This is a genomic window from Haloarcula sp. CGMCC 1.2071, from assembly GCF_037078445.1.
GTDB lineage: Archaea > Halobacteriota > Halobacteria > Halobacteriales > Haloarculaceae > Haloarcula > Haloarcula amylolytica.
This window is the reverse complement of the sequence record NZ_JAYMGY010000014.1, coordinates 1-24922: the sequence shown is the minus strand read 5'-3', so window position 1 is coordinate 24922 and position 24922 is coordinate 1. Positions and strand designations below refer to the sequence as shown.

General features: G+C 55.5%; 41 protein-coding genes and 1 pseudogene. 11 read left to right on the top strand and 31 right to left on the bottom strand.

The features are described 5' to 3' along the window. Nucleotides 1-114 precede the first annotated feature (114 nt). Together VI234_RS18065 and VI234_RS18060 are read right to left on the bottom strand one after the other, a co-directional pair. A complete protein-coding gene (locus tag VI234_RS18065) occupies nt 115-588 on the bottom strand; it encodes a hypothetical protein (protein WP_336330817.1) in 474 nt (157 codons plus the stop codon). A gap of 147 nt (nt 589-735) precedes the next feature. Beyond that, complete coding sequence (locus VI234_RS18060) at nt 736-1011, bottom strand: winged helix-turn-helix transcriptional regulator (RefSeq protein WP_004966133.1); 276 nt, start codon at nt 1009-1011, stop codon at nt 736-738. Between VI234_RS18060 and VI234_RS18055 the strand changes: the two genes are divergently transcribed. From VI234_RS18055 to VI234_RS18025, 7 genes are all read left to right on the top strand, one after another. Further along, on the top strand, nt 930-2153 hold the full coding sequence (locus VI234_RS18055; protein WP_336330816.1) for a tRNA-guanine transglycosylase: 1224 nt from the start codon (nt 930-932) through the stop codon (nt 2151-2153). The two genes, VI234_RS18060 and VI234_RS18055, sit on opposite strands and share 82 nt — an antisense overlap. Then, the gene (locus VI234_RS18050) at nt 2150-3031 is read left to right on the top strand and encodes a hypothetical protein (RefSeq protein WP_336330815.1); all 882 of its coding nucleotides are present in this window, start codon (nt 2150-2152) and stop codon (nt 3029-3031) included. Before VI234_RS18055 ends, VI234_RS18050 begins: the two co-directional genes overlap by 4 nt. Next, nucleotides 3028-4188, top strand: coding sequence for a BREX system ATP-binding domain-containing protein (locus VI234_RS18045; RefSeq protein ID WP_336330814.1), 1161 nt, complete (start codon nt 3028-3030; stop codon nt 4186-4188). The genes VI234_RS18050 and VI234_RS18045 overlap by 4 nt, the downstream gene beginning before the upstream one ends. Nucleotides 4189-4986: 798 nt before the next feature. After that, on the top strand, nt 4987-5868 hold the full coding sequence (locus tag VI234_RS18040; protein ID WP_121513600.1) for a ParA family protein: 882 nt from the start codon (nt 4987-4989) through the stop codon (nt 5866-5868). Next, entirely contained in the window at nt 5868-6251 is a 384-nt protein-coding gene (locus VI234_RS18035) for a hypothetical protein (protein WP_004966141.1), read from the top strand. The genes VI234_RS18040 and VI234_RS18035 overlap by 1 nt, the downstream gene beginning before the upstream one ends. A gap of 697 nt (nt 6252-6948) precedes the next feature. Continuing rightward, nucleotides 6949-7236: a hypothetical protein gene (locus tag VI234_RS18030; RefSeq protein WP_336330813.1), complete on the top strand. Its 288-nt coding sequence runs from the start codon at nt 6949-6951 to the stop codon at nt 7234-7236. Between the two features lie 3 nt (nt 7237-7239). Next, a complete protein-coding gene (locus VI234_RS18025; RefSeq protein ID WP_336330812.1) occupies nt 7240-7761 on the top strand; it encodes a winged helix-turn-helix transcriptional regulator in 522 nt (173 codons plus the stop codon). Here the strand turns inward: VI234_RS18025 and VI234_RS18020 are convergent. The 4 genes from VI234_RS18020 to VI234_RS18005 are packed head-to-tail and all read right to left on the bottom strand — an operon-like array spanning nt 7758 to nt 9772. After that, on the bottom strand, nt 7758-8300 hold the full coding sequence (locus VI234_RS18020) for a hypothetical protein (RefSeq protein ID WP_336330811.1): 543 nt from the start codon (nt 8298-8300) through the stop codon (nt 7758-7760). The two genes, VI234_RS18025 and VI234_RS18020, sit on opposite strands and share 4 nt — an antisense overlap. After that, nucleotides 8300-8587: a thrombospondin type 3 repeat-containing protein gene (locus tag VI234_RS18015; protein WP_336330810.1), complete on the bottom strand. Its 288-nt coding sequence runs from the start codon at nt 8585-8587 to the stop codon at nt 8300-8302. Before VI234_RS18015 ends, VI234_RS18020 begins: the two co-directional genes overlap by 1 nt. Further along, nucleotides 8571-9440: an FAD:protein FMN transferase gene (locus tag VI234_RS18010; protein WP_336330809.1), complete on the bottom strand. Its 870-nt coding sequence runs from the start codon at nt 9438-9440 to the stop codon at nt 8571-8573. The genes VI234_RS18015 and VI234_RS18010 overlap by 17 nt, the downstream gene beginning before the upstream one ends. 5 nt (nt 9441-9445) lie before the next feature. Further along, on the bottom strand, nt 9446-9772 hold the full coding sequence (locus VI234_RS18005; protein ID WP_336330808.1) for a hypothetical protein: 327 nt from the start codon (nt 9770-9772) through the stop codon (nt 9446-9448). Nucleotides 9773-10219: 447 nt separating this feature from the next. Here VI234_RS18005 and VI234_RS18000 point away from each other — a divergent pair, with 447 nt between their 5' ends. Further along, entirely contained in the window at nt 10220-11242 is a 1023-nt protein-coding gene (locus VI234_RS18000; RefSeq protein WP_336330807.1) for a tyrosine-type recombinase/integrase, read from the top strand. 99 nt (nt 11243-11341) lie between these two features. Next, nucleotides 11342-11596, top strand: coding sequence for a PRC-barrel domain-containing protein (locus VI234_RS17995; protein ID WP_336330806.1), 255 nt, complete (start codon nt 11342-11344; stop codon nt 11594-11596). Between the two features lie 170 nt (nt 11597-11766). Here VI234_RS17995 and VI234_RS17990 read toward each other — a convergent pair whose 3' ends face one another. From VI234_RS17990 to VI234_RS21360, 7 genes are all read right to left on the bottom strand, one after another. Next, a complete protein-coding gene (locus tag VI234_RS17990; protein ID WP_336330805.1) occupies nt 11767-12759 on the bottom strand; it encodes a hypothetical protein in 993 nt (330 codons plus the stop codon). A 104-nt stretch (nt 12760-12863) separates the two neighbouring features. After that, on the bottom strand, nt 12864-13016 hold the full coding sequence (locus VI234_RS17985) for a DUF7837 family putative zinc-binding protein (protein WP_336330804.1): 153 nt from the start codon (nt 13014-13016) through the stop codon (nt 12864-12866). A 162-nt stretch (nt 13017-13178) separates the two neighbouring features. Further along, nucleotides 13179-13454, bottom strand: a complete 276-nt coding sequence (locus VI234_RS17980; RefSeq protein WP_336330803.1) for a DUF7389 domain-containing protein — start codon at nt 13452-13454, stop codon at nt 13179-13181. A gap of 63 nt (nt 13455-13517) precedes the next feature. Continuing rightward, the gene (locus VI234_RS17975) at nt 13518-14342 is read right to left on the bottom strand and encodes an N-6 DNA methylase (protein WP_336330802.1); all 825 of its coding nucleotides are present in this window, start codon (nt 14340-14342) and stop codon (nt 13518-13520) included. A 115-nt stretch (nt 14343-14457) separates the two neighbouring features. Next, on the bottom strand, nt 14458-14742 hold the full coding sequence (locus tag VI234_RS17970; RefSeq protein WP_050007922.1) for a type II toxin-antitoxin system RelE family toxin: 285 nt from the start codon (nt 14740-14742) through the stop codon (nt 14458-14460). Then, nucleotides 14735-15016, bottom strand: a complete 282-nt coding sequence (locus VI234_RS17965) for a ribbon-helix-helix domain-containing protein (protein WP_050007921.1) — start codon at nt 15014-15016, stop codon at nt 14735-14737. Before VI234_RS17965 ends, VI234_RS17970 begins: the two co-directional genes overlap by 8 nt. A 131-nt stretch (nt 15017-15147) precedes the next feature. Next, nucleotides 15148-15588 carry a hypothetical protein gene (locus VI234_RS21360; RefSeq protein ID WP_442905034.1) on the bottom strand — a complete coding sequence of 147 codons (441 nt, stop codon included), beginning with the start codon at nt 15586-15588 and terminating at the stop codon, nt 15148-15150. Between the two features lie 105 nt (nt 15589-15693). Between VI234_RS21360 and VI234_RS17955 the strand changes: the two genes are divergently transcribed. Further along, entirely contained in the window at nt 15694-16083 is a 390-nt protein-coding gene (locus VI234_RS17955; RefSeq protein WP_336330800.1) for a hypothetical protein, read from the top strand. Here VI234_RS17955 and VI234_RS17950 read toward each other — a convergent pair. The 14 genes from VI234_RS17950 to VI234_RS17885 all read right to left on the bottom strand — a co-directional run bounded on the left by VI234_RS17950 (nt 16062) and on the right by VI234_RS17885 (nt 21830). After that, entirely contained in the window at nt 16062-16349 is a 288-nt protein-coding gene (locus VI234_RS17950; protein ID WP_336330799.1) for a type II toxin-antitoxin system RelE family toxin, read from the bottom strand. The two genes, VI234_RS17955 and VI234_RS17950, sit on opposite strands and share 22 nt — an antisense overlap. Beyond that, the gene (locus VI234_RS17945; RefSeq protein WP_336330798.1) at nt 16339-16635 is read right to left on the bottom strand and encodes a ribbon-helix-helix domain-containing protein; all 297 of its coding nucleotides are present in this window, start codon (nt 16633-16635) and stop codon (nt 16339-16341) included. Before VI234_RS17945 ends, VI234_RS17950 begins: the two co-directional genes overlap by 11 nt. 85 nt (nt 16636-16720) lie before the next feature. Further along, nucleotides 16721-17107: a hypothetical protein gene (locus VI234_RS17940; protein WP_336330797.1), complete on the bottom strand. Its 387-nt coding sequence runs from the start codon at nt 17105-17107 to the stop codon at nt 16721-16723. Nucleotides 17108-17182: 75 nt separating this feature from the next. Then, nucleotides 17183-18082 carry a transcription initiation factor IIB gene (locus tag VI234_RS17935; protein WP_336330796.1) on the bottom strand — a complete coding sequence of 300 codons (900 nt, stop codon included), beginning with the start codon at nt 18080-18082 and terminating at the stop codon, nt 17183-17185. A 57-nt stretch (nt 18083-18139) separates the two neighbouring features. After that, nucleotides 18140-18826 (bottom strand): hypothetical protein, encoded by a 687-nt coding sequence (locus VI234_RS17930; RefSeq protein ID WP_336330795.1) that lies wholly within the window; start codon nt 18824-18826, stop codon nt 18140-18142. A gap of 142 nt (nt 18827-18968) precedes the next feature. Next, the gene (locus VI234_RS17925; RefSeq protein WP_336330794.1) at nt 18969-19319 is read right to left on the bottom strand and encodes a type II toxin-antitoxin system PemK/MazF family toxin; all 351 of its coding nucleotides are present in this window, start codon (nt 19317-19319) and stop codon (nt 18969-18971) included. Nucleotides 19320-19334: 15 nt separating this feature from the next. Next, nucleotides 19335-19604 carry an AbrB/MazE/SpoVT family DNA-binding domain-containing protein gene (locus tag VI234_RS17920; RefSeq protein WP_336330793.1) on the bottom strand — a complete coding sequence of 90 codons (270 nt, stop codon included), beginning with the start codon at nt 19602-19604 and terminating at the stop codon, nt 19335-19337. A gap of 123 nt (nt 19605-19727) precedes the next feature. After that, entirely contained in the window at nt 19728-19943 is a 216-nt protein-coding gene (locus VI234_RS17915) for a hypothetical protein (RefSeq protein ID WP_064287787.1), read from the bottom strand. Next, the gene (locus VI234_RS17910; protein ID WP_336330792.1) at nt 19936-20139 is read right to left on the bottom strand and encodes a hypothetical protein; all 204 of its coding nucleotides are present in this window, start codon (nt 20137-20139) and stop codon (nt 19936-19938) included. The genes VI234_RS17915 and VI234_RS17910 overlap by 8 nt, the downstream gene beginning before the upstream one ends. A gap of 233 nt (nt 20140-20372) precedes the next feature. Further along, a complete protein-coding gene (locus tag VI234_RS17905) occupies nt 20373-20738 on the bottom strand; it encodes a hypothetical protein (protein ID WP_336330791.1) in 366 nt (121 codons plus the stop codon). A gap of 57 nt (nt 20739-20795) precedes the next feature. Further along, nucleotides 20796-21035: a hypothetical protein gene (locus VI234_RS17900; protein WP_336330790.1), complete on the bottom strand. Its 240-nt coding sequence runs from the start codon at nt 21033-21035 to the stop codon at nt 20796-20798. Then, nucleotides 21032-21238, bottom strand: coding sequence for a hypothetical protein (locus VI234_RS17895; RefSeq protein WP_336330789.1), 207 nt, complete (start codon nt 21236-21238; stop codon nt 21032-21034). The genes VI234_RS17900 and VI234_RS17895 overlap by 4 nt, the downstream gene beginning before the upstream one ends. Then, nucleotides 21229-21543, bottom strand: coding sequence for a hypothetical protein (locus tag VI234_RS17890; protein WP_336330788.1), 315 nt, complete (start codon nt 21541-21543; stop codon nt 21229-21231). The genes VI234_RS17895 and VI234_RS17890 overlap by 10 nt, the downstream gene beginning before the upstream one ends. After that, nucleotides 21540-21830, bottom strand: coding sequence for a hypothetical protein (locus tag VI234_RS17885; RefSeq protein WP_336330787.1), 291 nt, complete (start codon nt 21828-21830; stop codon nt 21540-21542). Before VI234_RS17885 ends, VI234_RS17890 begins: the two co-directional genes overlap by 4 nt. Before the next feature lie 182 nt (nt 21831-22012). Here VI234_RS17885 and VI234_RS17880 point away from each other — a divergent pair, with 182 nt between their 5' ends. Continuing rightward, a complete protein-coding gene (locus VI234_RS17880; protein ID WP_336330786.1) occupies nt 22013-22456 on the top strand; it encodes a hypothetical protein in 444 nt (147 codons plus the stop codon). 65 nt (nt 22457-22521) lie between these two features. Here the strand turns inward: VI234_RS17880 and VI234_RS17875 are convergent, their stop codons facing one another. The 4 genes and pseudogenes from VI234_RS17875 to VI234_RS17860 form a co-directional block, all read right to left on the bottom strand. Next, complete coding sequence (locus VI234_RS17875) at nt 22522-23049, bottom strand: hypothetical protein (RefSeq protein ID WP_336330785.1); 528 nt, start codon at nt 23047-23049, stop codon at nt 22522-22524. Continuing rightward, complete coding sequence (locus tag VI234_RS17870) at nt 23046-23804, bottom strand: hypothetical protein (protein WP_336330784.1); 759 nt, start codon at nt 23802-23804, stop codon at nt 23046-23048. Before VI234_RS17870 ends, VI234_RS17875 begins: the two co-directional genes overlap by 4 nt. A gap of 38 nt (nt 23805-23842) precedes the next feature. Then, on the bottom strand, nt 23843-24307 hold the full coding sequence (locus VI234_RS17865) for a hypothetical protein (RefSeq protein WP_336330783.1): 465 nt from the start codon (nt 24305-24307) through the stop codon (nt 23843-23845). A gap of 35 nt (nt 24308-24342) precedes the next feature. Beyond that, nucleotides 24343-24804: pseudogene (locus VI234_RS17860) on the bottom strand (hypothetical protein); the annotation flags it as partial. Nucleotides 24805-24922: the final 118 nt, after the last annotated feature.

The following is a 24922-nucleotide window of genomic DNA, read 5'->3' as shown; positions in this document are numbered from 1 at the left end:
AGCCCAGCGTCGCAACTGCCTACATCAGGCTTTCCAAACTCTACCGTCTTGAGCATACTACTAATTGCTTGAGATTGTAGACCAAAATGTGATTCAACGACTCGCTATTGGGACTTACTCTGACAAGGATTCAAGAGTATGTTCTACAGTTTTGTACCGGTCATCGGTAACTCGATGACTGCTTTGTGGATACGAACTGTAGCCGAGTATGTCTTCGATATCGGCTATTGACTTTAAAATAGGGTTGAAATCAGTGACGGTATATCCGAGTGTCGCTACCGGAGTTTCAAATAAGGCGCGTGAGGCTTCCTCTTTGAGTCGTTGTTTCTCTTTAATTCGTCCTGTTGCGACATATTTACCTTCGTCATTGGTATGCCCCCGCTGAACCTTGTAGAATAGGAGTCCATCACCAGGTGACATTGCCTCGTATACCTGCTGACCATTGTCTGAATTTCGTTGTGCCCATAGCCTATCTCCAGTTAAGTGCAGTAATTCAGCACGCTTAAGACGCTCTTCGTCAACTGGCGTTTCTAAGACACGGGCATAATTGGGTTCATCAACCGTGACTCGAAATAGGTCTGCTGCCATGATAGATACTGTAGCTAACTTGTTATTAATCTCCGGGGCTAGATCATTCTGAACCTGCTGGTGAGTGTAGAAATATCCGAAACCCAATGCGAGGATTGCTTCTCTGGCTATTGTTTACTTGCCCTCTAACTGTCCCTACATTAAATGTCAGTCTGACAGAATCCGCTCAATCTCTTCGAGAGTATCCAAGAACCTCTTCCCAGATTCGGTGGATTCGTACTGAACATTACGCGAAGACTGTTCGATCCGTTGGACCAATCCATGGCTAACAAGCAACTTAAGCGCTGTTGAGATGGTCTCACTTGAGGAGTTGATTGTATCCTCAATTTCAGAATAATTCAATGTTCCCTGCTCAGACAGGAGTTCTAATATCTCCAGTGTGCGCTTTCGTCCAACGAGTTTGCGCACATCCTCTGAAACCATCTATTCACACTTTCAGAACAGTCGGCAAAACCACTTTGATTTGTTGCAGATTACTTTGCCTGAGCAAAGCTTTATATCATAGCCCAGCTTATCACAGCGCGTTGGATATGTTGTACAGACAACGGAAACTCGACACACCACATGGTGAGTTACAGACCCCTGTTCTCTTTCCCGTGAGTAACATCGGGAAACGATCGAGCGATAACACACCAGAATATACGGACAGCATCCCAGATTTGTCGACCGCGATGGTCAATACAAGAGCGATACGGAATCGCAAAGCGCAGTGGGATCGGTTACAAGGCGGAGAAACACTGCGTGACGAAATGGGAGTTACTGACGATACGATTGTCTTCGCTGATAGCGGTGGATTCGACTTTCAGAATCGCAAAATCGACACTACCCCGGCTAAAACACTTGCCACCCAACGGAAAATTGGGGCAGATATTTTCGGAACTGTTGACGCTCCGCTATCAAGAGACAATCGGCAGGCGAAAAACCAACGGCGAATTAGTCGGAGTATCGATCTCGCACTGGAAGCGAGTGAAAAACACAGTGGAGAGGAACCACTCTTTGCTAGTGTCCACGGTTATGATCCCGAAACGGTCCGAAATACGATTCGACATCTTGAGGAAGAAGGGACATTCGATGGTTACGCAATTGGCAGTCTTGTTCCGATTCGGACGGACTACGAGAAAGTAACAAAAATAATCTTAGCGGCACGACGAGCAACTGACAAACACCTTCACGTCTATGGGTTAGGGGGATTAACTTACCAGCCCTTACTTTTATATATGGGTGTTGATAGTTTTGACTCGTCAGCATTCATTCGAAGTGCGGGGAATAGAAACTATCTCATGCCTGGATTTGGTGGTGAACCACTAAAAAATATAGAAGATTTATCACATCTCCCATGTGCGTGTCCGGTGTGTAGCACGCGGACCTTCGAAACGATACGAGAAGATAGAGATCTTCTTGTACAGCATAACCTCTGGGCGCTGGCACTCGAACTGCGGCGGTTCCGATATATGTATTCAATTGGTGAGGAACTAGAAACGTATCTTGACCTGCGATTTCAAGGGAATGAGGTAACGCAACGAGCCTACCAAATGGCAAAGCAACAGGTCCGGAGGCTCACATGAGTGACGAACGGCCAACGGTTCGACCAGTTACGCTTGCTCGTCTTGTTGAAGCAACCCATCTCTGTCGCACTTCGGCGCAGACGACCGATGATATTGAGGAACGCCTCGATATGAGTCACCGCCGTGCTCGTGAGACGTTACTTGAGACGGTTCGGATCGATCTCATTACCGAGACAGATGACGATACCTTCGTGGCGACTACTGTCGGCGAAGCGTTTGTTGGCGCCATCAGGGACGAAAACTGGATAGAGGTGAGCTCGATTCTGGAAACACATAGTCCCCACTATGGTAATTTCTTGGAGGTCGTCGAAGAGAGTGGACCAGTTCAATTAGAGACGGTTCTTGAAGGATTAGAGGAGCAAGCAGAGTTCACACCGTATTCCTACAATCAAACGAGTGTGGAAGTAGTTGGTGACTGGGGAAAACGGCTTGGGACAGTCCAACGGAATGCATTCACAGGAGAGTATTACCGGCCCAAGAATGACGATCCACCGCCGAACTTCCATTATACACTCCTTGGTGTGTATGATGAACTCGAAGAAACAGCGGGAGTAGGGCTACGGCAACGCTATCTCTCAATTCCAGAAGTTCGTGAACGACTCTGTGCGAATCTTCAACTCACGCGTCAAGCGTTTGATGAGGCTCTCGCTGCGCTGGCGAAAGAGAACGTTGGCAAACTCGAACTCTCAGGCGCGCCTATGGATACGGGCGCGAAAGAGGCGAGGTACGGAATTAAAGAAATGGCCTTAGCTGGTGACGATATGCTCGTCTCAACGTCACAATCTACTGAGAAAGTGATGCAAGGCATCGAACAGTACGGCAAACAATACTACTACCTCACGGTCCACGACCGAGAGCTTACGTACACGACACAATGAGCGACAGTTTCACTATCACGGATGAACAGCGCGATTACTCAGCTTTTGGACTCTCAGAAAATCCCTTCCCATACAGTCCAGTCCCCGATGATGACCCAATTGTCTACTGTGGCCAACAGCAGGTAACTGACCGGATCAGTGAAACCGTCTCGTCTGTCCTTAGTACTGGCAAGTCGAAACATCTGGTTGTTACGGGCAAGTATGGGAACGGGAAATCCCACACGCTCAAATATACTCGGTCATTGGTCCGGGATCGTGACGATGTGCTGGTGGGATACGTCGCCCAACCCGGTGATGGGTTTCTTGATGTATACCATGAATTCGTCTATGATATCGGTTTCGACCAACTACAGGATCTCAGCTATGAGTTCTTAGCTCATGTCGCACGAAGCGAGACCGACCGGAACCCGACCAGTGGGAATGCGATGGAGAGACTCATTGATGACGGGGAAGTCTTACTCTCGGACTTGGTTCCGACTGCAGTCCAGCAACTGAGTGATGTGACGAAGTTTGCTGACTTTGCGCGGGCGATGGTCCATCTCATTTACGAGGATACGAATTTGTATGCTTGGCAGTGGCTTACAGCCGAAGGCCTCCGGTACGAACAGAGGAAAGAAATGGAGATACACAGTGCCGTCGATGACGACACAAGTGCTGTTCGGGCGTTCACTGCGCTGAAGAATATGCTGCGTGAGTTAGGATATACGGGTATCTTCATGTTTGTCGATGAGTTCGAGCGGATCGCACAACTGACCCCGAAAGACGAGCAAGCAACGCTCAACAGTATCCGCCATTTGATGGATCAAAACAGCAACGGGCTCTGTATTCTGTTTGGGTGTGCACCGGAGGTGTGGCAGGACGTCATGAGCGAATATCACGCCTTCTCCGAGCGTATTGGCCAGGAGGTCGCATTGCGGCCATTGACTGAGGAGAAGGTCTATCAACTGGTCGAGGACTATCTCGACATTGGGAGGAACGGCAATTTGACTGGGATTGAGCCATTTACTGAAGAAAGTTTGCAGATTGTGCTGCAACGGTCCCAGGGAAACATCCGGCAGGTGCTCAGCATTTGTAGTCGTGTATTGGACGAGGCTGTGCAAACTGATTCAGGTTCTATCGGCGAGGAGATGGTTCTCTCGACAATCGAGGAGATGTAATCCCCTTCGACTCCGTAGGATTCCGCTTGGAGGGCATCTACTGCTTTCCTACATGTGGATCTGTGGCTAGGCTGCTCTTGTCTGGAAGCAAATATCGTCGAAATCGGAAATGATATTATCGAGCATCGAGCCGTCCTCTGCCGGCACATCGTCTATTGTGTTGCCGGTATCCGAGTCAGCAGTATGTGATTCAGCCGACTTGAGAATCAACTGCTGAATTCGACTCAATCTCTTCTGTCGTCGTCGAGTTTGGCTCAGGTGCCTGTGTATTCAGAAGAGAAAATTCCGCTCCCAGCGAAACTCTCGTCATTAGCTACGATCAGACGTCCGATTCTATGACTGACTACACGGTCATCGTAGAGAAGGACCAGCAGATACCGGGGTATCGATCAATTAATGCCGATCACCAAACGCAGTGTCTGAATTGAAGCCAAACATCAGGACGATCGAAGCGTATCTGGAAGATGATACGGGAACCGTAAAACGGTATCAAGACGCGTTTCAACGGGTGTCTGGGGAATATATCGAGGGAAATAAAACATTTGCAGGGAGCTGGGGTAATAACCTACGTTTAGTCGCGATGCTAGTCATTTTCACGATACCATTAGGCGTGACGATCCTGCCAACTTGGTATGTGGATCTTTGATAACGGAATCATAACTTGGTGCTCTCAAATACATCAGCTATTCCACCTACGTAATCTACCTCATCTAAATAAGCTACCTTAGGTGTCTAAGACACACTACCTAAGTTACCTAAGGCAGAACAGCTAAGTCATCTAAGGTAGATAAGCCTGCTATGAGTGATGAAGCACCAACGCCACGCGCAGTCAGTGTGGGCGTCTTGAAAGGCGGCTTCGGAAAGACAACGACAGCGATCAACCTTGGGCGCGAGCTTGCCCACCGAAACGAACGCGCGTTACTGATCGATCTTGACGACAACGGCCACATGACGCTTATTCTAGGTCATGACGACGCGTACCGGGGTGAGCGCTGGAACACGAACCACGCCGCCGATGTCTTGCTTGACGGCGCGGACCCGCACGATTACATCACAAACGTTAGTGATGGGCTCGACCTTTTCCCAGCTCACGTTGACCTAGAAGACGTCCAGTCGGGACTTAAGGAGGCTACGATGGGGACGACACGCCTCAAAGAGGAACTAGTCGGCGAACTGCTCGGCGAAACATACGACTATATCGTCATTGACTGTCCGGCCAATCGCGGGAAGCTTAACGACAATGCGATGTATGCGACCGGGAACATTATCATCCCACTCCGGCCAGAGAACGGCTATGAGACCGGGTTGACGAATACAGTCCAACGCTTGGTCATGGAAGCCCGGGAGTACTTCGATCTCGATATTCTCGCCGTGACGCCGACAGACCTCAGCGACCGTATTGACCAAGACACGCGCGACCGCCGGCTACTCCGGGAAATGACCACCCGCGAGGCCGTCGCAAAACACGTCCCGAACTACGCGTATCTCTCACCCGAGGACTGGGAGAACGTGGATAACGGAGCGTATGACCATGACCTTCCTGGTATTCGACACCGAGCGGCTATCGACAATGCGAACGACGAGGGCGTACCGTTGCGCGACTACGACCCTGGGTGCGATCAACTCCAGTGTTACGACGAACTCGCAAAAATCGTCGAGACTGGGGAGGTGCGTCGCTAATGGGTTTCGATGATCTTGAAGACGCAGCGGCCCAGCAAGATGCCGACGACGCTGACGACGCGGGCGAGACGAAATCAAAACCTATGCCAGATACAAATCAGACCGACCGCCAACAGTCGGAACCGTCTACAGAAAACGACGGCAACGACTGGAAGCGTCGACCGGCGTTCCCGTACGACGACGCCTCACAGGAGGCTATCTACCCGAGGTCCGACACATGGGACGAGTTCGAGGACATACTCGACTTCGAAGTGAAACGTGAACTCCGCGATGCTGGCTTGCGGGATATCCCGAAACGGGAGTACCACGAGGCACTGCTCAAGTTGGCGATGGAAAACCCAGACCGGCTTGCAGAACTCGTGATAGACGGTCGGAAGTCCTGAAGCCTAATTCGTAAAAATAACCGACCTGAAAGAGACCAACCGCCATGTCTCGAACACGCTGCTGGGACAAATCAACGAGTAGTAGGGTGACGAGGACTAGAACGGGTGACATCGCCGACTGACAGCGGCGAATATATTCCGAACTTGAGTAAGATCACATCTCGGGACTGACTGAATTTCTAGACACCGGATTTTGATTGTCTGGCCCTTTTGATGTCGATTTCTATCCGAAAGGGTACACGACCAGAAGTTGAGACCGGCGTTCTCAATGCATATGGAACTACCTTCCTTCGCTTGCCCCGATTAGAGTGCCTGCTCGACAAACTGCGACCCAATTCGGTCTTCGGCATCCCCACAGAAGTTGAGGCCGCCGCTCTCAATGCACGAGTTCAATCGTATCCGTGTCATGAAGAGCGCCGGTGGTATCTCATGCGTGACCCTGCGATGATTCGTCTGCCGTCTGCAGTACAGGAGTGGCCGAAGCTACAGAATACATAAAGGGAATCATGAACCTATGCGGACAACAATAGTGTTGTTTATCAAAGGTCAGAATTTGAGCGCAGTAGTTGAGACTGGTCGTCTCAATGCATAAGACTGGATTCGACGGTTGGACGCCAATCGTTTTCCCCGCTACCCTTCGATTGAATTGTATCGATTGCCGAGCACGTCGCTCCGGCTGTGTATACAGATACAACGTATGCCCCTCGCTCAACTCCTCGAACAGTACGTTAGTCTGGGTATCTTCGTCCTCGCGGCAGGCCTGAGTGTACTCAGCTTCCTCGCATGGCGGCGGGAACGTGATCGTCGTATGTGGATCGTTACGCTCGGGTACGGGATGTTTGCCGTCTACGGACTCATCGTGTTTCTCGAGTACCCGCTGCTCCCGTACTTCCCGTACGCGACGCTGGAATTACTCGAACATGGGAGTGCCATCCTGATCCTCGGTGGCCTCTTGGCGTTTTTTGTCGCCTTGACCCGGGACTGAGCAATGTCGGACCCGGATCTCGAATTGGCCTCTCGGCGGGAAATCTACCAGCGGATAGCCGACACACCAGGTGTTCACTTTCGCGCACTCCTCGACAATCTTGAGTACGCGCAGGGGACGCTCCAGTACCAGCTCAGGTGGCTCGCCGACGAGGACCTGATCGACGTCTCGGACGACGGCAAGTACACGCGGTACTATCCAGCCACCGAGTTCGACGAAGCCGATCGGACAGTGATGAACGCGTTGCGCCGGGAATACAGTCGCCGCATCCTCGCACATCTTCTCACTGACAGCCCGCTTTCGACGACTGAACTGAGCGAACGCCTCGACAAGGCGCAATCGACGGTCTCGTGGCATCTATCAAAGCTCGCCGAGGCCGACCTCGTCACGAAAGAACGCGACGGCCGAAGTGTGGTCTACGAGGTCAGCGACCCCGATCGCGTCAAGTACCTCTACACGGTTCACCGGCGCTCGTTCACGGACAAAGTCGTCGACCGTATCCTCGGCCTCTGGGACAGCTACTAATCCGGGATCGCGTTCGATGGAATCCCTCGAAGCACCAACAGACGCAACAGGAGCACGTACACGAGAAACGCAACCGAGGGCCCCAGCAGAGGGCGGACGAGTCCCGTTAAATCAGTCCCGATTGCGGCTGCGTGAATTGTCCCGAATGTGAACCCGGCATATGCGAATGAGTGGACGACACGTGGGCCCCACGGTCGCTGGAAGCGTTTCGCGTCGGTGAAACCCAGTACTGCGACGACGAGCATCAGTAGTGCACCCCCACCGACAGTGACGCCGCCGAGGAAGTACGGCATCGAGTATGTCGGCGCTGGAACCTGTCCGGTAACGACGAACCACGCATCAAGCACACCGAGTCCCGCGTGCAGTAGCGTGACGAGCATCGCGAACACAGAGAGTTCGATATGGATTCGTTGAGCGGCCTCGTGGAGCATTCCAAACGACTCGGTGTTGTAGAAGATTCCCGTGAGAACTGCCAGATACAACGCCGGATACGTGACGAGCGCGGCACCGCGGTCAAGGAGCCAGACGAGCTGTGACATCACGATGCCCCCGTCGTTTCGACGACGTCGGGACAGCCGTCCGTGTCCTGGAACCCGTTTTTCGTTTCCGGTCGTGTCGGACACTTGTCGGCGGAGTCGTTGATACCATCACCATCGTAATCGGCAGGGGCCTGTCGTGTCGAAACGGTCTGGTTGACGAGGTCGCTTTGTTTTTGTTCGGTCGCTTGGGCGGCACGCACGTCTCCAATCTGCCAAAGAGCAGGGACAGCCACCACTAAGACGACGATTGCTACGATGGTGATTCGTTGCTTATGTGTCCAGGACATGTGTCTCAAACCCTTCTGTTGGATGAAAGACGCCATCGTGGATGATGAGCGCCTCTAGACCCTCCCATTCTGATGCTAATTCGCGTGCCTTGGCAAGTGGGAGTACTGCGATGGTTGTCGCCAGGGCGTCGGCTTCCATACAGTCTCGGTGCGCCACGACGGTGACCGATTCATGGCGAGAGCCGAGCGATTCGGTGGTCGGATCGTAGACGTGGTCCGTCCCGTTTCGCGATCGTCGGTAGCCGCCGGACGTTGCGACGTACCAGTCCGTGTCTAGGATCTTCAGCGGTGTGTCGTCGCCGTACGGACTCTCGATGGCAACCGGGCCTGTCGGTGGAGACATATCCCCGCCACCACTAACGAACCCACGTCGACCAACACCGCCGAGTGCCTCGCTTGCCCGGTCAACGATGTACCCTTTGGCGAGGCCATTGAGATCGAGTTTGATGTCGGTAGTGACGTGGGACCCGCTGGTCCGGACAGTTCCGGTATCGAATCCGTCTGGTGGTGTTTCGTTGTCTCCACGCAGGAATGTTTTGAGTTCGTGTTCGAGGCGGCCTTGATAAATATCGAACACCCCGTTGGTCCGGTCGTTGTATTGGAGCCCACGCCGGACGATACGCGCGATGTGTTCGTTCGCGATTTCCCCTTCACGGTTGAGTTGGCTGACGGCACTCTCCTCATCGAAGGCGTTCAGCTGTGTTTCGAGTGATTCAGCCGTTTCTTGGGCTGCGGTTGCCGCAGTCTCGGCCCGAATGCCTGTCACCTGAATCCGAAACGTCGTGTCACAACACTCGAACGCGCGGTGGGTGTCCCCAAACCGTTCGCACACTGATGCGAGCGATCCCGTCATCTCGGTCACTCGGCCTCTTCGTGTTCGTCGTGTTCCTCTTCGTATTCCTCCTCCTCTTCGTGGTCGTCGTTTTCTTCGTACTCCTCGTGTTCCTCGTCCTCGTAGCCGGACTGGGTCTGGACTGCTGGCGTGAAGTCCTGATTCGGCGTCGGCGCATCCGAAGCGACCTGTTGTGATGCGTCCGACGCCGTCGAACCGGGTGAGTCAGTTTGGTCGCCAGCCTGCGCGAGGCCGCCACCGGGCAGAGTAAGGGCCCCGGCGACACCAGCCGTAAGGAGCGCACCTACGAGCGTGAAGGCGACGAGTTTGTTTTTCGGGACGGGAACGCGCATGGTTAGCTGTCCCTCGGTTTAGAACCGCTAGCTTTGACGTGTCGGTCGTTGCGTTTTGCCATTGCAAATAGAGGGTTGAGACAGCCTTAGTAAGTCGTTCGCGTCCAACCCTCGAATCTTCGTACAGTTATCGAATCGGTTCAGAGCGCGAGGTGGGTTCTGAGTACATATGTGACTTCGTTATCGAGCAACTGGCAGTCTGGCGATTCGCCGCATTGTCTTTCGACGAATCTCCCGAAACCATGCATTATAGCCCCGCTAAACTCGGTGTAGTCTCAACTTCAGTTTCAGAATTCCGTATAGCAATATATCCTTTATCAAAACCGACAGAGCCAATAATTGCACTATAGAGGGTACTGAAACACCGAAATTCTGGTTTTGGGAGTAGGTTTGTATTAGAATAATAAGCACCACCAGTTTTACCCGGACCGCCGCTGTACGGGAAGCATGGATCTGCTTCCGCCTGCATACGACGCTACTCCCGGGGGTGATGCCCTCGAAGTAGCCATCGAGAAACGACTAGTCGATATCGACTCCGGGCGCTACCGAACGAACGTCGCGAGCGTGCTGCGGAAGTTTGCAGCTTGGTCCCGGGACCAGCACGGTATCTCCGGTCCCGAGGATATCGACGACGACCTTTGTCGGCAGTACGCTCGTGACCTTGCCCGGGCCGACGACAGAGACAATATCTCACCAGAGACTGCCCGTCGCTACTTCGCCTACGTCCGCTCGTTTCTCACATGGGCCGTCTACGAGGGCCTGATCCCGACGAACCCAGCCAAGACCAACCACGCCGAAGGACCACTTCCCACCGACGAAACTGAAACAGACCAACAGTACTGGACGCCACGCGACCGTGACGCCATCTGTGCCACTGCGACCGCCCGCGTCGACGACGCCGGCGAAAGCGACGACGTCGACCGCACGGCGGCCTACCGCGACCAGGCACTCGTCTTCCTACTCGCCTACTCCGGTGCGCGTAGTGCAGAACTGGTCGCTGTTTCTGATGATGAAGAACGGAACGGCCTGCGGTGGCGGCACGTCGACCTCGAAGCCGGCACAATGCAAGTATTCGGCAAGAACCGTTCCCGCGAGTCTGCGCCGATCCTCGACGATGCACTTCGCCCGCTTCGGCGCTGGAAGCAACTTCGAGAGCCCGACGAGAATGAGGCCGTCTTCCCAAGACTCGACAACGCGGCGAAGGCACTGGACCCGACGCCGTCGATCACAACGCAGTCGGCTCGGGATATCCTCGCCAAACTCTGCGAGTGGTCCGACTACGAGTTCGAGGAGCCACTGAAGCCACACGGTGCCCGCCGTGGCCTCGGGCGGGAGATCTATCGCGAGAACCCACAGCTGGCACAAGACGTACTCCGGCACAAGTCTATCGAGACGACCCACGAAGGGTATGCTCAGGAAGCCGCGAAGCGTACACGTGATGAAGCGAACGATATCATCTCAGATGGGTGAGCTAATCGATCTTGTGCACGAGTTGTAGAAAGAAGCCGGCGACGCCATCGTAGTCTAAATGCAACATATTTGTGCATTGAATACAACAAATCAGTATGTATGCAGACGGTCCTCGCAAGCACGCTCTCCAGCACGCGAGTGATGAGTACCGACGGACAAGAACTTGGAACCCTTCATAATGTCACGTTCCACACAGCCGGTGGTAATCTTAACCAGCTTGTCATCGAAACAGACGCAGAAGAACTATTCGGAAAACAGCAAGACGGCGACGGCTATGTGCGACTTCCAGCAGAACTGATTGAATCACTGCGTGACCATCTAATCATTCGGCCGCCTGATGAGTATCTTGAATAACACCAGTGCTACACAGTCAGAACCGGGTTCCGTCAACACAAGGACCAGTCACAATACCGTTGCCCACCGAACTACTGAGAAGAGAGTGAAGACGCTATAGAAGTGGTATATGGGTTGCTGAATACCCACCAAAGAGACGATTAAGACACCCGTTGTACGCGGTGGTTACGCTATCCGCCGGCCGAAGACTCATGAAATGACCGGCCTGACCGGAACTCGGTCAATTCAGCAATCCGGTCTTCGAGCTCTTCGATTTCCTCGCGAAGTTCATCGGCCTCGTCACCCTCAGTCGCTTCCAATTGATCTTTCAGCCCTTGCAGCCGCGTCTCTTTCTCTTGTTCGTCCACGTCGGCCTTGCGAACGTATTCGCTCGGTTCAATGTCGTACACGTCGGACTCGGACAGTTCTGTCACCTCAAGTGCTTCATCAACCTTGCTGGAATCAACCGTCGTCAATCGTTCGCGTTCGATGCCGGCGGACTCGAAGGCGTTCAACACCAGTTCGGCATCTTTGAGCGACCGGTTCCGACGTGTGGTCCGCTGAATGGACCCAAACTGGCCAGAGACTGGCTGGTCGTGATGCAGGCGGTCAAGCAAGACACTGCGAACGTCTTTCCTGAGGTCATTTGCATTACGCTGGACGTCCGAGAGCAGGGTGTAGATATTTACCAGCGCGGGCGTGTCGACAGCTTCCAGCGAACCGACATCATGGCGCTCAAGCGCGTCAATCAGCAGTAATGCGTCTGCATATACGTCTAAATCTGGTTCCTCACGCTCGGTTTCATCAGGTTCCTCACTCCCACTTTGTGCTTCTACTAGCGGCGACCCCGTGGACTGTTCGCTTTCGGTCAGTGTCCCGGCCCGGTCGTCCACCTCGAAGCGTGGATGCAGAGATAACACAGTTGCGTACGGTTCCGCGTCCGGCGGCAGGCGGTCAACATCGAATTTTCCCTGGGATTCGCTCACGCGCTCGTATAGCGTCTCAAATTGGTCTTTCTGGAGGGGAATCGTCTCGTCGCCGTCTCGGTACTGAATCAGCACTCGGTGTTCCTGCACATCCTCAATGGCGAAGGCTTTGCGTGACAGCGGGGTAACAAGGGTCGCATCAGATTTGAGGGCTTCAACATTGTCACGGAGATTGTTCCACGTTGGTCCGAAAGTCATGTTCAAGAGTCTGTAGCGACCGGCAAAAACGATAGGGTAAGGTGGCTAACTATGTTACTCGACGAACTACAGAACAACTCACAGCAGAGGTAGTCAAAAAGAGATTACTCCGGCGCAACGACGTCTTCACACGTCGGACACTCCGCCCAGATGCCCTCTGTGCCATCATCTTTCTCGTATTCAACCAGCAGCCACGGAGTTGTGATACGCTCGTCGCAGCTTGGACAGCGACCGAGACTCTGCGTGTCATCAGGCATGGAAAGGGGATGGAAGGAGCGTGTGACAGTGTTCCTTCCACGCAAAAATTGCCTATCCTCGGATATAAGCGTTTAGCCACTGCTTCGCGCTAATTAACAGAACCGTGTGTTCCGCCGTCACGGTCACACCCACCCAACCGCTGGGCAGTATAATGGAGAGTCCTACTCGCCGTCTTCCTCGCCTGCCTCGTCTGCCTCGGGCTGAACATCCCGAAGCCGACCACTGATCTCCTGGTCGTACTCTTCCAAGAGCTTGTAGAACTCCACAATCGTCTCCTCGGCAGTCTCACCCTTCGATTTGATCGTCACTCTGTCTTGATCGCGGGTGTCAGTGCCTCGATCCAACCGTGCTTCCATACTGCACCCAAAGTCCGTTCGTTCGACCTTTTCAACCGAGTCTGGAGCCGTGTCTGGCTCTGTGTCTGATTCTTCTGACATGGTTTTCCTCGGGACGCTCTCACTGGAACGCCCCGCACCCGACTGGGGCTCACAAAACAGCTGTCAATCGCTGCCCTCGAACGCACCCAGACTGGCCTGCTCACTTGGAACAGACACCGTAGCCGGTGGTGTTCGCTCTTCAGAGCCCGTGTCTGTCCCCTGAGTTGGGCTGGACTCGTTCTCCGCCTCGACCGTATTCTCGAAGGCGTCGGTCACCCACTCGTGTAGCTCTTCGACCTCCTCGTCGTCTAGCTCGCGAACACTCCCACCCAGCGAAGAGTACGAGGTCTGCCACGCTCGCTGGAACTCGACAGTCAGCGAGTCGCCTTGGATAACGTAGGCATCCAGATTCAGGAAACAGCAGTTCAGTGCCGTCATTCGGGCACACAGTGGGTCCTTATCTTGCCCGACAAACAGCGCGTCTGGCTGCTTTCGACCGGCGACCAGCAGTGTTCGACCGCTCCCACAGGCCGGGTCAAGGACCGTCTGTCTATCATCGGTATCACTCTCGTCTCCGACGCCGGCGATCTCGGCCATCGTCTCGCAGACGGTGTGTGGTGTGAAGTGCTGGCCGAACGCATCGCTGGACATTCCGTACTCCTCGTAGACAGCACCCAGAACGTCAGCATCGGTAGCCGCCATCCGTTCTTGCAGCTGGCCGAACGCCTTGGCGAAGAGGTCGACCGACCGCTGTCCGTCTGGATGGGCCATATCGCCACGCTCGCGATAGTCGTCGACGATCTCTAGATACGGGTCGTCTCGGTCCTGCAGTGCGAACAGCATGAGGTTGACCCAGTCTCGGAAGACCGTGTGCGCGCTGTGCCCGCGCTGGCGAATGTCCTCAAGCGTTGCAACAATCTCGTCGACGTCGATCTGTGGCGAAGCCATGCTCTCTCGGCCACCAGAGAGTCACAAAATCTGGCCTGCTGGAGAGCGTCACTCTGAGAGTTCTACTTGCCAAGTGATCGGGTCAAGATAGGGACCGAGTGAATATAGAGCCTGTTCAGTCGTCGTCAGCCGTATATGCGCCACCACGGCGTTTGATCCTGGCGACAACAAGCAACTGTTCTTCTTGCCGAAACGTCACGGAGAGACGGAACTGTCCGATTCGAATTTTCTTGTGTGGGCTGTTCTGAAGTGGTTCGCCGTACTCTGGCGGGTCGCGCCACGGCGAGGTGACGATCTCAGTGAGTTTATCGAGGATTCGGTCCTGTACCTCTGGTGAGAGTGAGTTAAGATCATCCTGTGCCGTGGAAGAGAGTTCCCACGTCCACTCGTCATCACTCATCGCTTGTTCCAAACCTCTCACGCGCTTCTTCGGCGTCCATCGTTTTTCCTTCACGACTTTCTTCCTCAGCAGCGAGGAGTGCGATAAGTTCGTCGCGGTCGAACGTCGGGAACTCGACAGCATCTCGGAGTGTGTAACGAATAAACTCGCTCCGGCTGTTGAAACCGCGTCCTTGCCACGTCTTGTCGATTTCGTCGAGGAATGACTCTGTGGCTTTGAAATTCACTGTGACGATTTTATCCTCCTCGTCTCCTCCTGTGGTTGCTTCAGACATACGTCCGTAATACGTTAGTAGTACTATTAATCATTTTGCCGGGTTCATACTGAACACATCGATACGTCTACACGCATACTGAGCGGTCGTTTCAATTGCTTTCACGGATGAAGATCCCGTATTCACAACAGCTACGACGGGTCGTATAGGTCTTCGACCAAGCGTCGGTAGTAGTCCTGGCTGGAGTCTGGAACGGGATCAGCCTCCTCTGGGTGCTTCGCGATGATGCTGGCGAACTGCTTGGGCGGCTTCCAACTGTCGTCAATTCCGCGGGCCTCCAACTCTTTCATGACCGCATACTCACCACCAGCGGTGACGTACAGAACGCGAATCCCCGGTTTCTCACTCAGTGGACCTCTGAGTAGCTTTCCTGTTCGTGTATTGACCAGCCACTCCAGCAAGATCCCAGCCCGACACTGGATTGCGTACAACTGCACTTCGTTCTCCTCGGGAGATTCTGTGCGACCGTTGTCGGCCCACGATTGGGGCAGCGACCGATTGTCAGTCTCATCTTTCCAGCGCCACTTCAGCTTTTTCGGCCCGGTAGTCCCTCGTCGGTATCCACTACTCATTGTTGGATTCTCTCAGCCACTAGAGAAACACAAAATCCGCTCTGTGTCGCCTCTATAGCAACTTTTTGCTGTTTGAGGGTATATGTGTTAGTACGAGGACTCATCATGAAAACAGCCGAGTCCCCCACCACGACCAGCGAGTATTCGGCCCCAGATCAGTGGATATCCCGCCAGCCCAGCGGGACCCGTGATCTTGACTTCCAGCGGATTCGTGACGACCGGTCAGCAACGTGGAACGCCGCCCTCGATGCCAGTGTCGACGTAACGAAGGGCGGCCGCCCGGACCTGTTTCTTGTCTCCGTCGACGACGACTGTCCGGTTAATTGCTCGCTCGCCGAGCATCCCAACGGGACCCACGCCGGCTGGTGCAGCTGCGAAGTCTTCCAGGCGACGACCGTCTGCCCGCATCTCTGTGTTCTCCGCCAGCACGCTGCCCTCGGCGATCTCGACCTTCCAAAGCGAACAAGCGACGGTCAGTCGTCGTCAGCCGTGTAAGCACCGCTCCGGTGTTCGATTCTGTGGATTTCAAGCACTGAGTCATCATGTGCAAGCACACATGCAAGGCGGTACGTTCCAACTCGGAGTTTCCAGAACGGCCCGCCAGTCAGTGGTTCTAGGAAGTCCTTGGGCTCGCGCCATGTTGAGTCGACAACCTCGTCTAGTTTCGAAACGATTCGATCCTGAACGTGCGTATCGAGATCACCAAACTGCTCAGTCGCACGCTCAGTGAACTTCCACGTCCACTCAGCGTCACTCGTCATTACCGTCTTGATCCATCATTGCACGGACTTCCTCACGCGAAACCAGTTCAGCATTACCCGACCGAAGATCGTGCTCGCTCGCGGCAATCTGTTTCCACCCACTCCGACTAAATGCAGAGTGCTTCACTGCATCCCGAGCGACGTGGCGAAGGAACTCACTCCGTGAATTGAATCCCTCCTCCTGCCACGTTGCATCGATGTCTTCAAGAAACGATTTGCTCAGTCGGAGGTTTATTTGTACCATCTCTGGACCACCGTTTCCAGTATCGCTGTCTGCATCAGACATATACAAATGCTATACGTTCGTGTAGTATAATTCTTCACCTATTCTGAGACGTACGGCTGCTCTGTCGAGTAGTGGTATCGTCTCATCAGTCGCCACTCATCGAGACGCCGGCCAACGGCCGAACGTCGACGTGCCCAGTCCGATCGTGGTCAAGACACTGGCACAGTCGTTCTCGAACCGTCGCCTGCGAACACGGCTCAACGCCAACCCCTAGCCGGGGGTCGTCTCGAATCTGGACGTACTCTGCGCCGACGTCCAACGGCGTGTGCTCGACCCGGCACCAGATTGTCGTCGCTCCAGCCCGGTCTAGATCAGTCACGTACCGAGCAGCCACGGCTTCGTGGCGAAGTTCGACGAGAACTCGTTCGACAAACGATGCGACCTTCGTTGGCGACCGTAGTGCTGGGGCCGACGCGAAAACAGCCTCAGAGTCGTGCTGTGTCGCTGATTCGGGAGTATCAGTAACTGACATACGTATCTCTCAGGACGTGCTTGCTGGCTCGCCCTGCACCCTCGCCGGGGCACGCAAAACAACGGTCGCGAGAATTCATTCAACGATATGCTCCTCGATCTCTTGGAACCACTGACGGGCCGTCGTAATATGCACATCCAGCGGCTCGCAGATCGTCGCCTGCGTGAGCCGGATGTCTGACTCTTTCCCGGCGAGGTACAGAGCGCCAGCTGCGATACCGTCTGGTCGCCCGTTGACCTCTGTGGACTCGGTCGCCTGCTCTGCCAGTTCGAGCGCTCGCTGGCGAATGTCCGGCGCAACGTTGAATGGAAGGTCTGAACAAATCCGTGCCACCCAGTCCACCGGGAGCGACACTGGGATTGGGAGATCAAGTTCCACCAAGAACGTCCGGTAGCAGTTCCAGACGTGCGATGCAGAATACCGGGCAACATCGGCTACCGTCTCCATCGTCACGAGGCCGGTGCATCGGCAGGCAGCGTATACAGCGGCCGCTGCACCGCCCTCAATCGACCGTCCGATCAGGAGGTCCTTGTCCTGGGCTTCCTTGAAGAGCGTTGATGCCTGCTCTTTCACCGCGTTGCTCTCAGACAGCGCACTCGCGATGCGTCGGATTTCGCCAAGCCCGTGAGCAAGATTCCGGTCGCGCTTGCTGGTGAACTTCGACCGGCCGTGGAGTCGTCGCTGGCGAGCAAGCCGTCGACGCCGTCTCGGAGAGATGTCTGCACTCTCAACCGAGCCGATGTTCGTCGACAGGCCTTGGTCATGCCGAGTGGCTGTTCGGGGTGCGCCCGTCCGCTTCTGTTCCTCCTTGTCGTACGTCCGCCACTCTGGCCTGCGGTCGATCTGGTCTTGATCGGTCACCAGGCCACAGTCCTCGCAGTTCGTTTCTCGCCCGGTGCTGTCGAGTTCGCCGCCACACTCGGGACAGCCCGGCGTAGCTGCAGACAACGCTGTCTGGACGGTTTGTGAAGACATATTTCGAGACATCCTCTCACCTGACCGGAGGGGCAGAAAACACACTGCGGCCCCCGGTTAGGCGTCTGGCAGTTTTCCATCCGGGCGGGGGACTCGCTTGGCTTCGATCTCGATCTCGACCCGGCGACGGTGTTTGCATCGCTCGGCCTCATCGGGACAACTGCACGTCTCCTCAAGCACATCCACCTCGTACCGGCTATCCGACGCCGAATGAACCTCGTAGCGACCGGGCTTTGCGAGGAAGGAAACGTCGATGTCTTCCTGCTTCGCTCGTTTCGTACGCGGTTCGTCTTCGGAGGTGACGGCTAAGGGGTCCTCAGTTGGGTCCGTGACGCCGCTGTCGTCGAACCGAACCTGCATGACTCCGCCATCAGCGACTGCTTTCCGAGGGTCGCCGTCGACGTGCAGCCCAAACTGGTCGTCCAGAGCGCCGTCGTCAACCCACTGCGGGATGGGCCGCTCGCCGGTGGCGAAGGCGACTCGCTTCTGGTGTTTGCACTCCTCGCCGGGGTTGAACTGCTTCCACTTACACTCACAACTCCCTGTTCGAGTGTCGACAAGATACTCTGAGCCAGACCCGGAGTTGACTAGGAAGAGGTTGTCGGCGTTTCGCGCCCGACCAATCGAGTCCAACACGGTCATGACTTCGGTCAGCGCCCGAAGGGTACGGCTGTTCGGGCCAGCCTCCTCCATTTCATTCTCGTCGATGCTGCCGGCGTCGCTACGGGATTCTGTGGTAGCCATGGATAATAGGCGGCACGCCCTCTCTGGGACGCCCCTCACCACGCTGGGGCACAGAAAATTCGGCGACTAGAGTTCGTGAAGGCGCAACTCTATTTCAGACAGAAGTGGTCAGTGCAGACTATACACTGACGGAACTTTTCGCTCAAATGCCGAGGCTATCTTTGATTGCCGAGTCGATTTTCACCATGTCTGATGACGGGACAGACCCAATGTTCTTTTTTACACGTTCGTCGATGTCGACAACCCGGATTTGACTTAGATCTGCCACTGAATCGTGACCAAGGACAGTATCCGAAGCCAGTACTTCTACCTCGAACGGGTACGTGTCTCCAGACGTGTACTGCTTTGTGAATGGAGCGATGATGGTTGTCGGCGAGTACTGATTCCCAACATCGTTCTGGATGACAACACAGGGTCTGCTCTTCCCTTGCTGCTCACTCCCTTTCGTGGGATTCAGTTCAACAATGACAATGTCGCCGCGGCGTACCTGCACAATTGACTCCAGAATTCACTCGCTCCAACCGGGAGCGTCACCGAGATGCCCGGTTGCTTCTGAGGATGCTTCTTCCATTTCTTCAGCCAACTCACGAGACCGCTCGGCTCTCTTTCGGTATCCTTCAGCAAGCCGTTCCTCATCTGTCGGCGGTTTGATTATGATCTCGTCATTCACTTCGACGAATTCAACTTCGTCACCGCCTTCAATGCCACGACGGTCTCGCAGTTCCTTCGGAATCGTCACCTGCCCCCGATCTCCGACTTTCCGTTTGTGTTCATGCATACCTATTCATACTTTTTTCATACTGATATAGATGTCGGTGGCATGGTCATTCAATTCGCACGCGTACTGAGCAGGCGTTGCAGCCAGCACCATGGCTAAAGAAACTGCCTTCTCGCCGCTCGGTTAGAGTTCCGTTGCCTGCATCTGCTCGTGTGCGTCGGGATTGACCACCGGGATGACGCCCTCGACCTCCTCCTTGCCGTACTCCTCACGAATTAGGTCGTGTATGTCGTTCGCAAGAGCAACGGCCTCGTCTTGCTTGTTGGAACTCGCCTCGTTCTCAGGAAAATCTGCTGGCCCGACACCCTCAACGACAATGAACAGCTGGTCGTCACTCATTTTCGACCGCCTCTACGAGCAGCGTCGTTTCGGGCAGGTCGTCGCGAGAGGTCGAAAGGAACTCGGAGGTTTCCAGCGTTTCCTCAACCAACTCGACCAGTTCCTCCGAGACATCGCCAAAGTGAACGATGGCGCCGGGATCAGGGTAGTTGTCGTACTGCTGTGCAGCCGTCTTGTCTGTCTTGTTTACACTCATAATCGGTCGGCGGCACGCCCTCAGTGGGACGCCCCTCAGCCCGTTGGGGCGCAAAAAATACACGGCGGCTCGTTCCCGGCCATCCGATTCATCGCGATGAGCCTTACCTGCCTCCAGAAGCGGGACCGCCGGACCGGCCTGCCGGTCCAAGGTGGAGCGTGTCCCCCGAGCACTTGCGCTCGGGAACCGTGAGCATGAGAGTGAGTGAAAGAGTGGCTGGTACGGCTCCTCGATTATTCCGCGATTACGTTCCCGTTCTCGTCGATGGCATACCTGAGTGGGTACACGTTGCCGTCGATATGCGTAGCCTTCTTCGGCAGCGTCTCGTTCAGCCACGCTTCGCGGTCGGCGTCGGTTTGGATGTCCTCGTTCGGGGAGTGGACGCTGAACAGGTCCATGCTCACCCAGCGATCGACCGTCAGCTCGCCGGACGGGGAGTACACCTTCACCCGCTCCTTTTGAGCGTCAACACCGACGACGGCGAGTGCAGACGTGCCCTCGGTCGTTTTCAGTCCACCACCGATATCCACGGCATCAGGGTCGATATCGAGGTCGTCGCACTGCTGTACAGCCGTCTCGTCTGTCTTGTTTTCACACATAGTCGGTAGGCAGAGCGCCCCCTGTGGGACGCCCCTCACCCCGCTGGGGCACAGAAATTATGCGATGGCTTGCTTCTCGGAATCCGAGTCATCGCGACGGATCTCGCGTGCCCGCTCTCGAAGGCGAGACTGGACTGGCGTCCGGTTCTGGTGCTGGTTTTCGTATGCGAGATACCGCTTGACCGTCTCCATTGAGTGCATACAGTTGATGCCGGCGACGATTGGCTGGAGATGGTCGGCGTCCAGCAACCGCTCTGGAGGGAGTTCATCGAGAATTGGGTCAGAAGTGTCGCTCATGCATCTTCCTCCCGGAAATCATCGAGTGTCGTCCTGCGTTTGTACCGACAGCCCGGGTAGTGAGCCAGAAGCGTCTCGTCGACGGCCTCCCAGAAGCCGATCTTATGCGGCGCAACCGACTGCCAGAACCGGGCTCGTGCCAGCGCGGCCCCAACTCGCTGGCGTTCCTCGCGACGCCACTGCTCGCGCTCGATCATCGCCATGCCGACGCTCCCTCCGGTCTATCTGCCATGTATGAGCTGGCAAGCTCCAGCCCAGCATCGAGTGTGCGTCGCGTCCCGACCAGTTTGGTCGCCCGTTCGAGCGTCCAGCCAGCATCGCTTCGTTTGAGCAGGACTGTCGCTCCGGTGTCGGGAATGTGCCACCCGATCGTGTCGTTGCCAGCGGCGAGAAATTCCCATTCGCCCACAGCGGCCTCCTGTGCCGCGCTCTGCGTGTCAATCAGCGCATCCGAGCGTGGGCCACCAGCGCCGAAATCACCCAACGTGGCCGTTCCTGCTGCGTTCATGCAGCGACCTCCCGGCGGTCCCAACCAGCGAGTTCGGCTTCGATGGCGCTGATGATACTCGTGACCTGTTCCTCTAGCGTGTCTACCTGCTCGCCGTCGACATCCAGGAGCGAGCGAAGTTCGAGTACGTCCGGGAGGTCGATACTGTCTGAGCGCCGGGCCACCGCACGGAGGACAACCGCTTCAACATCGGCGCTGTCGGGCTGTCTTCGAACAGTCGCCGTGATGGACTCGACGAACTGTGAGGTGGTTCGCTGCGACAGGTCTTCCGAACGACGGCAGGACATATTTCGAGACATCCTCTCACCCGCCAGAGGAACACAAAATTAGGACTCGTTGCCGCTGTGGATAGGATTTTTTACTTACTCCGTTGGCTGAAATACCTGCTTAACAAGCCTGCGAACCTGTCGATTCCCGACCAGCACTCGGTGAAAAGTTTGATATAATTGGTAAATTGAATAATGTTTTAATGAGTCCCTCTCCGCGACTTCACCCCACCCTCCAAGCCGCTGGTATCGGGTTGTTCATCATCGGGATTGCAACAACGGGATTTGCTGCATACAGTGAGATACAATCTACACCCTACATGGTTCAGATTGACCAGTCCGTCCCTGATACAAATGAACCAACGGTGCCGTATTCGGATCTTACTTCGGCGGAGAAAGAAGTATTTGATCGAGTAAATGATGGCGGAGCAGCCCCAGTTGAAGATGCCACCTTGAGTACGTTCGCTAATAACGCCGTCCAGTACCAAGGTTCAGTCTATTCGTTCGAGATGACGTATGACCCCGCTACACTGACGATACTTCCATTCGGTCTTGGCATCACCGTCGCCGCAGTTGGTGGTGTTCTGTTCTTCTTGACACCGTTCATTACCGGACGCAGTCCACAGACAAACTCCCCCTTTGTCTGAAAAGGAAACGCTCTGTACTGTTCATTAGCGAACCAGACCCACCGGTTTCGTGGAACTACCGGCGGCTACCCAGTCCACCCGTCGATCTCGACCTGTGTACTGTCTGCCGGAGCATCGTCTGCTGTCTTCGGGGGTGAGTCAAACGGGGGTTCAACGAGACGCGGCAGTTCATCATCGTATGTCCGGTCAGGGCGTTTCACACAGTCGACCGGCAGGATCGGACTACATTCACTACAAGAGTGCGTTGCCCCGTCGAAGCCGTTGATACTCACCGACCAGGAGATAACGCTTGCGAGCCGATACGTCTCCGCTGCTGGCCGACGAGTACTGTCAGACCGGCACCCTACAGCTCCACAGACATCGCAGGTGACGAGATAGTCCCGATCTGCCTCGTGGAAGAGCGAAGCGGCCTGCTCGACGTTGTCGCGGTCCTGAAGCGCACACTCCCGGCAAATCGTGAATCGGAACACGCCGTCTTCTCGCCCCACTTCGTCGGGCCACCGGACGTAGGTGTACGCCTCGCCGGAGATATCGGCCCTCACTCCACAGAACCGACAGCACTTAGCCACTGCCTCGGGCTGGACGTCGGTCACTGAGACCACCGTGCAAGTGTTGACTGCTCCCGAGCAGTTTCGATGGGACAGAGAAACCGCCATTTATACCGCTCACGAATCGGCTTGTCCTCACGGTTGCTTGCTTGCCCTGGTTCACGATAGCCCGTACAGGTCCAGCCCTTATCTTGCAGCGCTCGAACCATCGCCCCATCGTAGTCTGAGCGAACCCACGTCAACAAGAAGCGAGTGTTACGGTCGTCGTTCGCTAAGAATCGCTCCTGTGAGCGGGCCAGCGCTGCCGACGCGAGGTTCGGCATCCGAACGCCCAGACAAATCCGCGCGGCCTCGACGAGCGAGTCGCCGGATACCACTTCGCTATCAACGACTGGTGTGTCCGTCGACGGAAGCACCCGCCGGGCAGTCGCTCGAATCTCCGCTGGAAGACTGTCGATCTCGACTGGTTCAGGACAGAGCTGGCCGTCGACGCCGTACCGGATTCGCTTCTTCGAGATGAGCGGGTAGCGGTAGGTGATGGCCCCGACCAACGTGTCCTGAAAGTACAGCCCGTGGTGGGTGAGGTTGACCGACGGCAGCGACCCCATATAAGAGTGATGCGCCTCGTAGACGGCGGCTGCGGTCTCTCTGTCGATTGGCTCGACGGTGACGTGATCGGCAAATCGAATCCCGAGGGGTGCGGTGAACGGGTCACCGTTGGCGTGGATCGGACAGGAACACTCCCCCGTGTCTGCTGGCGGGCGATGCTGGAACGACTTCGACGCTGAGTGTGTGGACATCCTCTCACCCGCCAGAGGACCACAAAACTGCTATCGAGCTACCACGGGGTGATCACAATGCCGGCGTCTGGACCTTCGATATACACTGGTTCGCACCCTCGGTAGAAGATCGTGAACCGCTCAGGCTGATACGCAGGATGCTTCGCAAGCGTTGCGATTGCACGGCTCACATCAGCTGGCGGGAACTGCGGGTCGCCTGACCGGAGGGCAAGACGACCAGACTGGAGTACGTCCCACGACTGGAACTGGTAGTCAGCTGGTGGAGTGAACGTTTCTCGGGCTGTTGCGACAAGATACTCAGCGCCGTCGACAACCTGTGCGGCTATCGGATACCGGGCAGATTCCGGGCGAACGGTGATAGCTCCATCGAGCGCGGGGACCACTTCATCTTGCCAGACAAACGCCGATGGTGGCTTGACGACTGGAATCGGTTGCTCGTCGACGGTCGATTCGTTGCTGTTCGTGGCTGATCCATCACGGACGTCGGAGGTTGGTTCTGTCATCCTCTCACCCGCCGGAGGAACAGAAAACTGCTGTCTCAGTCGAGGCCGGGGAGTCGCTCAGCGATGATGACGCCGCCCCTCGGCCCCTCCAAGTACAGTGCTGTGTGTCCACGAAAGTAGATAGTGTAGCGGTCTGGAACGTACTGATGACCGGGTGAAAGCGTCGCGATGGCCTTCGACAAGATCCGCGCCGAGAACAGTGGGTCGCCGCGATGATTCGACAGGCGGCCGGATTGCAGTGGCTCCCAGCTATCGAACTCATGGTCCGCTGGTGGCGTCAGTGTCGTCCGGGCTGTCGCGATCAGGTAGTCAGCCCCGTCGACAACTTTGGCGGCGGTGTTCGTTACATCTGGAATGAATTCCACATTCCCCCCGAAGTCGGTCATCGTCTCGGTTTCCCAGCGCAATGCTTCTGGATGGCCGGCGACCGGCACCGGCGGGCCTTGGAAGCCCTCGCTTCGGATGTGGGATTTTGCTTTGCTCTCGCAACCGAATGTCAGTCGATCACATCGGGTTAGAGTAAGCGTCTGCTTGGAGAGGATGTGCAGTCAACCCAAGCAGACAGCGAGATAGAGGAAGAGCACCTGCTTAATTTTGTCGTCAACAGTCTCGAAG

Coding starts and splice junctions, on each gene's coding strand:
- VI234_RS18065 (WP_336330817.1), bottom strand. CDS start 588: ATGGCAGCAGACCTATTTCGAGTCACGGTTGATGAACCCAATTATGCC.
- VI234_RS18055 (WP_336330816.1), top strand. CDS start 930: ATGTTCCCTGCTCAGACAGGAGTTCTAATATCTCCAGTGTGCGCTTTC.
- VI234_RS18060 (WP_004966133.1), bottom strand. CDS start 1,011: ATGGTTTCAGAGGATGTGCGCAAACTCGTTGGACGAAAGCGCACACTG.
- VI234_RS18050 (WP_336330815.1), top strand. CDS start 2,150: ATGAGTGACGAACGGCCAACGGTTCGACCAGTTACGCTTGCTCGTCTT.
- VI234_RS18045 (WP_336330814.1), top strand. CDS start 3,028: ATGAGCGACAGTTTCACTATCACGGATGAACAGCGCGATTACTCAGCT.
- VI234_RS18040 (WP_121513600.1), top strand. CDS start 4,987: ATGAGTGATGAAGCACCAACGCCACGCGCAGTCAGTGTGGGCGTCTTG.
- VI234_RS18035 (WP_004966141.1), top strand. CDS start 5,868: ATGGGTTTCGATGATCTTGAAGACGCAGCGGCCCAGCAAGATGCCGAC.
- VI234_RS18030 (WP_336330813.1), top strand. CDS start 6,949: ATGCCCCTCGCTCAACTCCTCGAACAGTACGTTAGTCTGGGTATCTTC.
- VI234_RS18025 (WP_336330812.1), top strand. CDS start 7,240: ATGTCGGACCCGGATCTCGAATTGGCCTCTCGGCGGGAAATCTACCAG.
- VI234_RS18020 (WP_336330811.1), bottom strand. CDS start 8,300: ATGTCACAGCTCGTCTGGCTCCTTGACCGCGGTGCCGCGCTCGTCACG.
- VI234_RS18015 (WP_336330810.1), bottom strand. CDS start 8,587: ATGTCCTGGACACATAAGCAACGAATCACCATCGTAGCAATCGTCGTC.
- VI234_RS18010 (WP_336330809.1), bottom strand. CDS start 9,440: ATGACGGGATCGCTCGCATCAGTGTGCGAACGGTTTGGGGACACCCAC.
- VI234_RS18005 (WP_336330808.1), bottom strand. CDS start 9,772: ATGCGCGTTCCCGTCCCGAAAAACAAACTCGTCGCCTTCACGCTCGTA.
- VI234_RS18000 (WP_336330807.1), top strand. CDS start 10,220: ATGGATCTGCTTCCGCCTGCATACGACGCTACTCCCGGGGGTGATGCC.
- VI234_RS17995 (WP_336330806.1), top strand. CDS start 11,342: ATGCAGACGGTCCTCGCAAGCACGCTCTCCAGCACGCGAGTGATGAGT.
- VI234_RS17990 (WP_336330805.1), bottom strand. CDS start 12,759: ATGACTTTCGGACCAACGTGGAACAATCTCCGTGACAATGTTGAAGCC.
- VI234_RS17985 (WP_336330804.1), bottom strand. CDS start 13,016: ATGCCTGATGACACGCAGAGTCTCGGTCGCTGTCCAAGCTGCGACGAG.
- VI234_RS17980 (WP_336330803.1), bottom strand. CDS start 13,454: ATGTCAGAAGAATCAGACACAGAGCCAGACACGGCTCCAGACTCGGTT.
- VI234_RS17975 (WP_336330802.1), bottom strand. CDS start 14,342: ATGGCTTCGCCACAGATCGACGTCGACGAGATTGTTGCAACGCTTGAG.
- VI234_RS17970 (WP_050007922.1), bottom strand. CDS start 14,742: ATGAGTGATGACGAGTGGACGTGGGAACTCTCTTCCACGGCACAGGAT.
- VI234_RS17965 (WP_050007921.1), bottom strand. CDS start 15,016: ATGTCTGAAGCAACCACAGGAGGAGACGAGGAGGATAAAATCGTCACA.
- VI234_RS21360 (WP_442905034.1), bottom strand. CDS start 15,588: ATGAGTAGTGGATACCGACGAGGGACTACCGGGCCGAAAAAGCTGAAG.
- VI234_RS17955 (WP_336330800.1), top strand. CDS start 15,694: ATGAAAACAGCCGAGTCCCCCACCACGACCAGCGAGTATTCGGCCCCA.
- VI234_RS17950 (WP_336330799.1), bottom strand. CDS start 16,349: ATGACGAGTGACGCTGAGTGGACGTGGAAGTTCACTGAGCGTGCGACT.
- VI234_RS17945 (WP_336330798.1), bottom strand. CDS start 16,635: ATGTCTGATGCAGACAGCGATACTGGAAACGGTGGTCCAGAGATGGTA.
- VI234_RS17940 (WP_336330797.1), bottom strand. CDS start 17,107: ATGTCAGTTACTGATACTCCCGAATCAGCGACACAGCACGACTCTGAG.
- VI234_RS17935 (WP_336330796.1), bottom strand. CDS start 18,082: ATGTCTTCACAAACCGTCCAGACAGCGTTGTCTGCAGCTACGCCGGGC.
- VI234_RS17930 (WP_336330795.1), bottom strand. CDS start 18,826: ATGGCTACCACAGAATCCCGTAGCGACGCCGGCAGCATCGACGAGAAT.
- VI234_RS17920 (WP_336330793.1), bottom strand. CDS start 19,604: ATGCATGAACACAAACGGAAAGTCGGAGATCGGGGGCAGGTGACGATT.
- VI234_RS17915 (WP_064287787.1), bottom strand. CDS start 19,943: ATGAGTGACGACCAGCTGTTCATTGTCGTTGAGGGTGTCGGGCCAGCA.
- VI234_RS17910 (WP_336330792.1), bottom strand. CDS start 20,139: ATGAGTGTAAACAAGACAGACAAGACGGCTGCACAGCAGTACGACAAC.
- VI234_RS17905 (WP_336330791.1), bottom strand. CDS start 20,738: ATGTGTGAAAACAAGACAGACGAGACGGCTGTACAGCAGTGCGACGAC.
- VI234_RS17900 (WP_336330790.1), bottom strand. CDS start 21,035: ATGAGCGACACTTCTGACCCAATTCTCGATGAACTCCCTCCAGAGCGG.
- VI234_RS17895 (WP_336330789.1), bottom strand. CDS start 21,238: ATGGCGATGATCGAGCGCGAGCAGTGGCGTCGCGAGGAACGCCAGCGA.
- VI234_RS17890 (WP_336330788.1), bottom strand. CDS start 21,543: ATGAACGCAGCAGGAACGGCCACGTTGGGTGATTTCGGCGCTGGTGGC.
- VI234_RS17885 (WP_336330787.1), bottom strand. CDS start 21,830: ATGTCCTGCCGTCGTTCGGAAGACCTGTCGCAGCGAACCACCTCACAG.
- VI234_RS17880 (WP_336330786.1), top strand. CDS start 22,013: ATGAGTCCCTCTCCGCGACTTCACCCCACCCTCCAAGCCGCTGGTATC.
- VI234_RS17870 (WP_336330784.1), bottom strand. CDS start 23,804: ATGTCCACACACTCAGCGTCGAAGTCGTTCCAGCATCGCCCGCCAGCA.
- VI234_RS17865 (WP_336330783.1), bottom strand. CDS start 24,307: ATGACAGAACCAACCTCCGACGTCCGTGATGGATCAGCCACGAACAGC.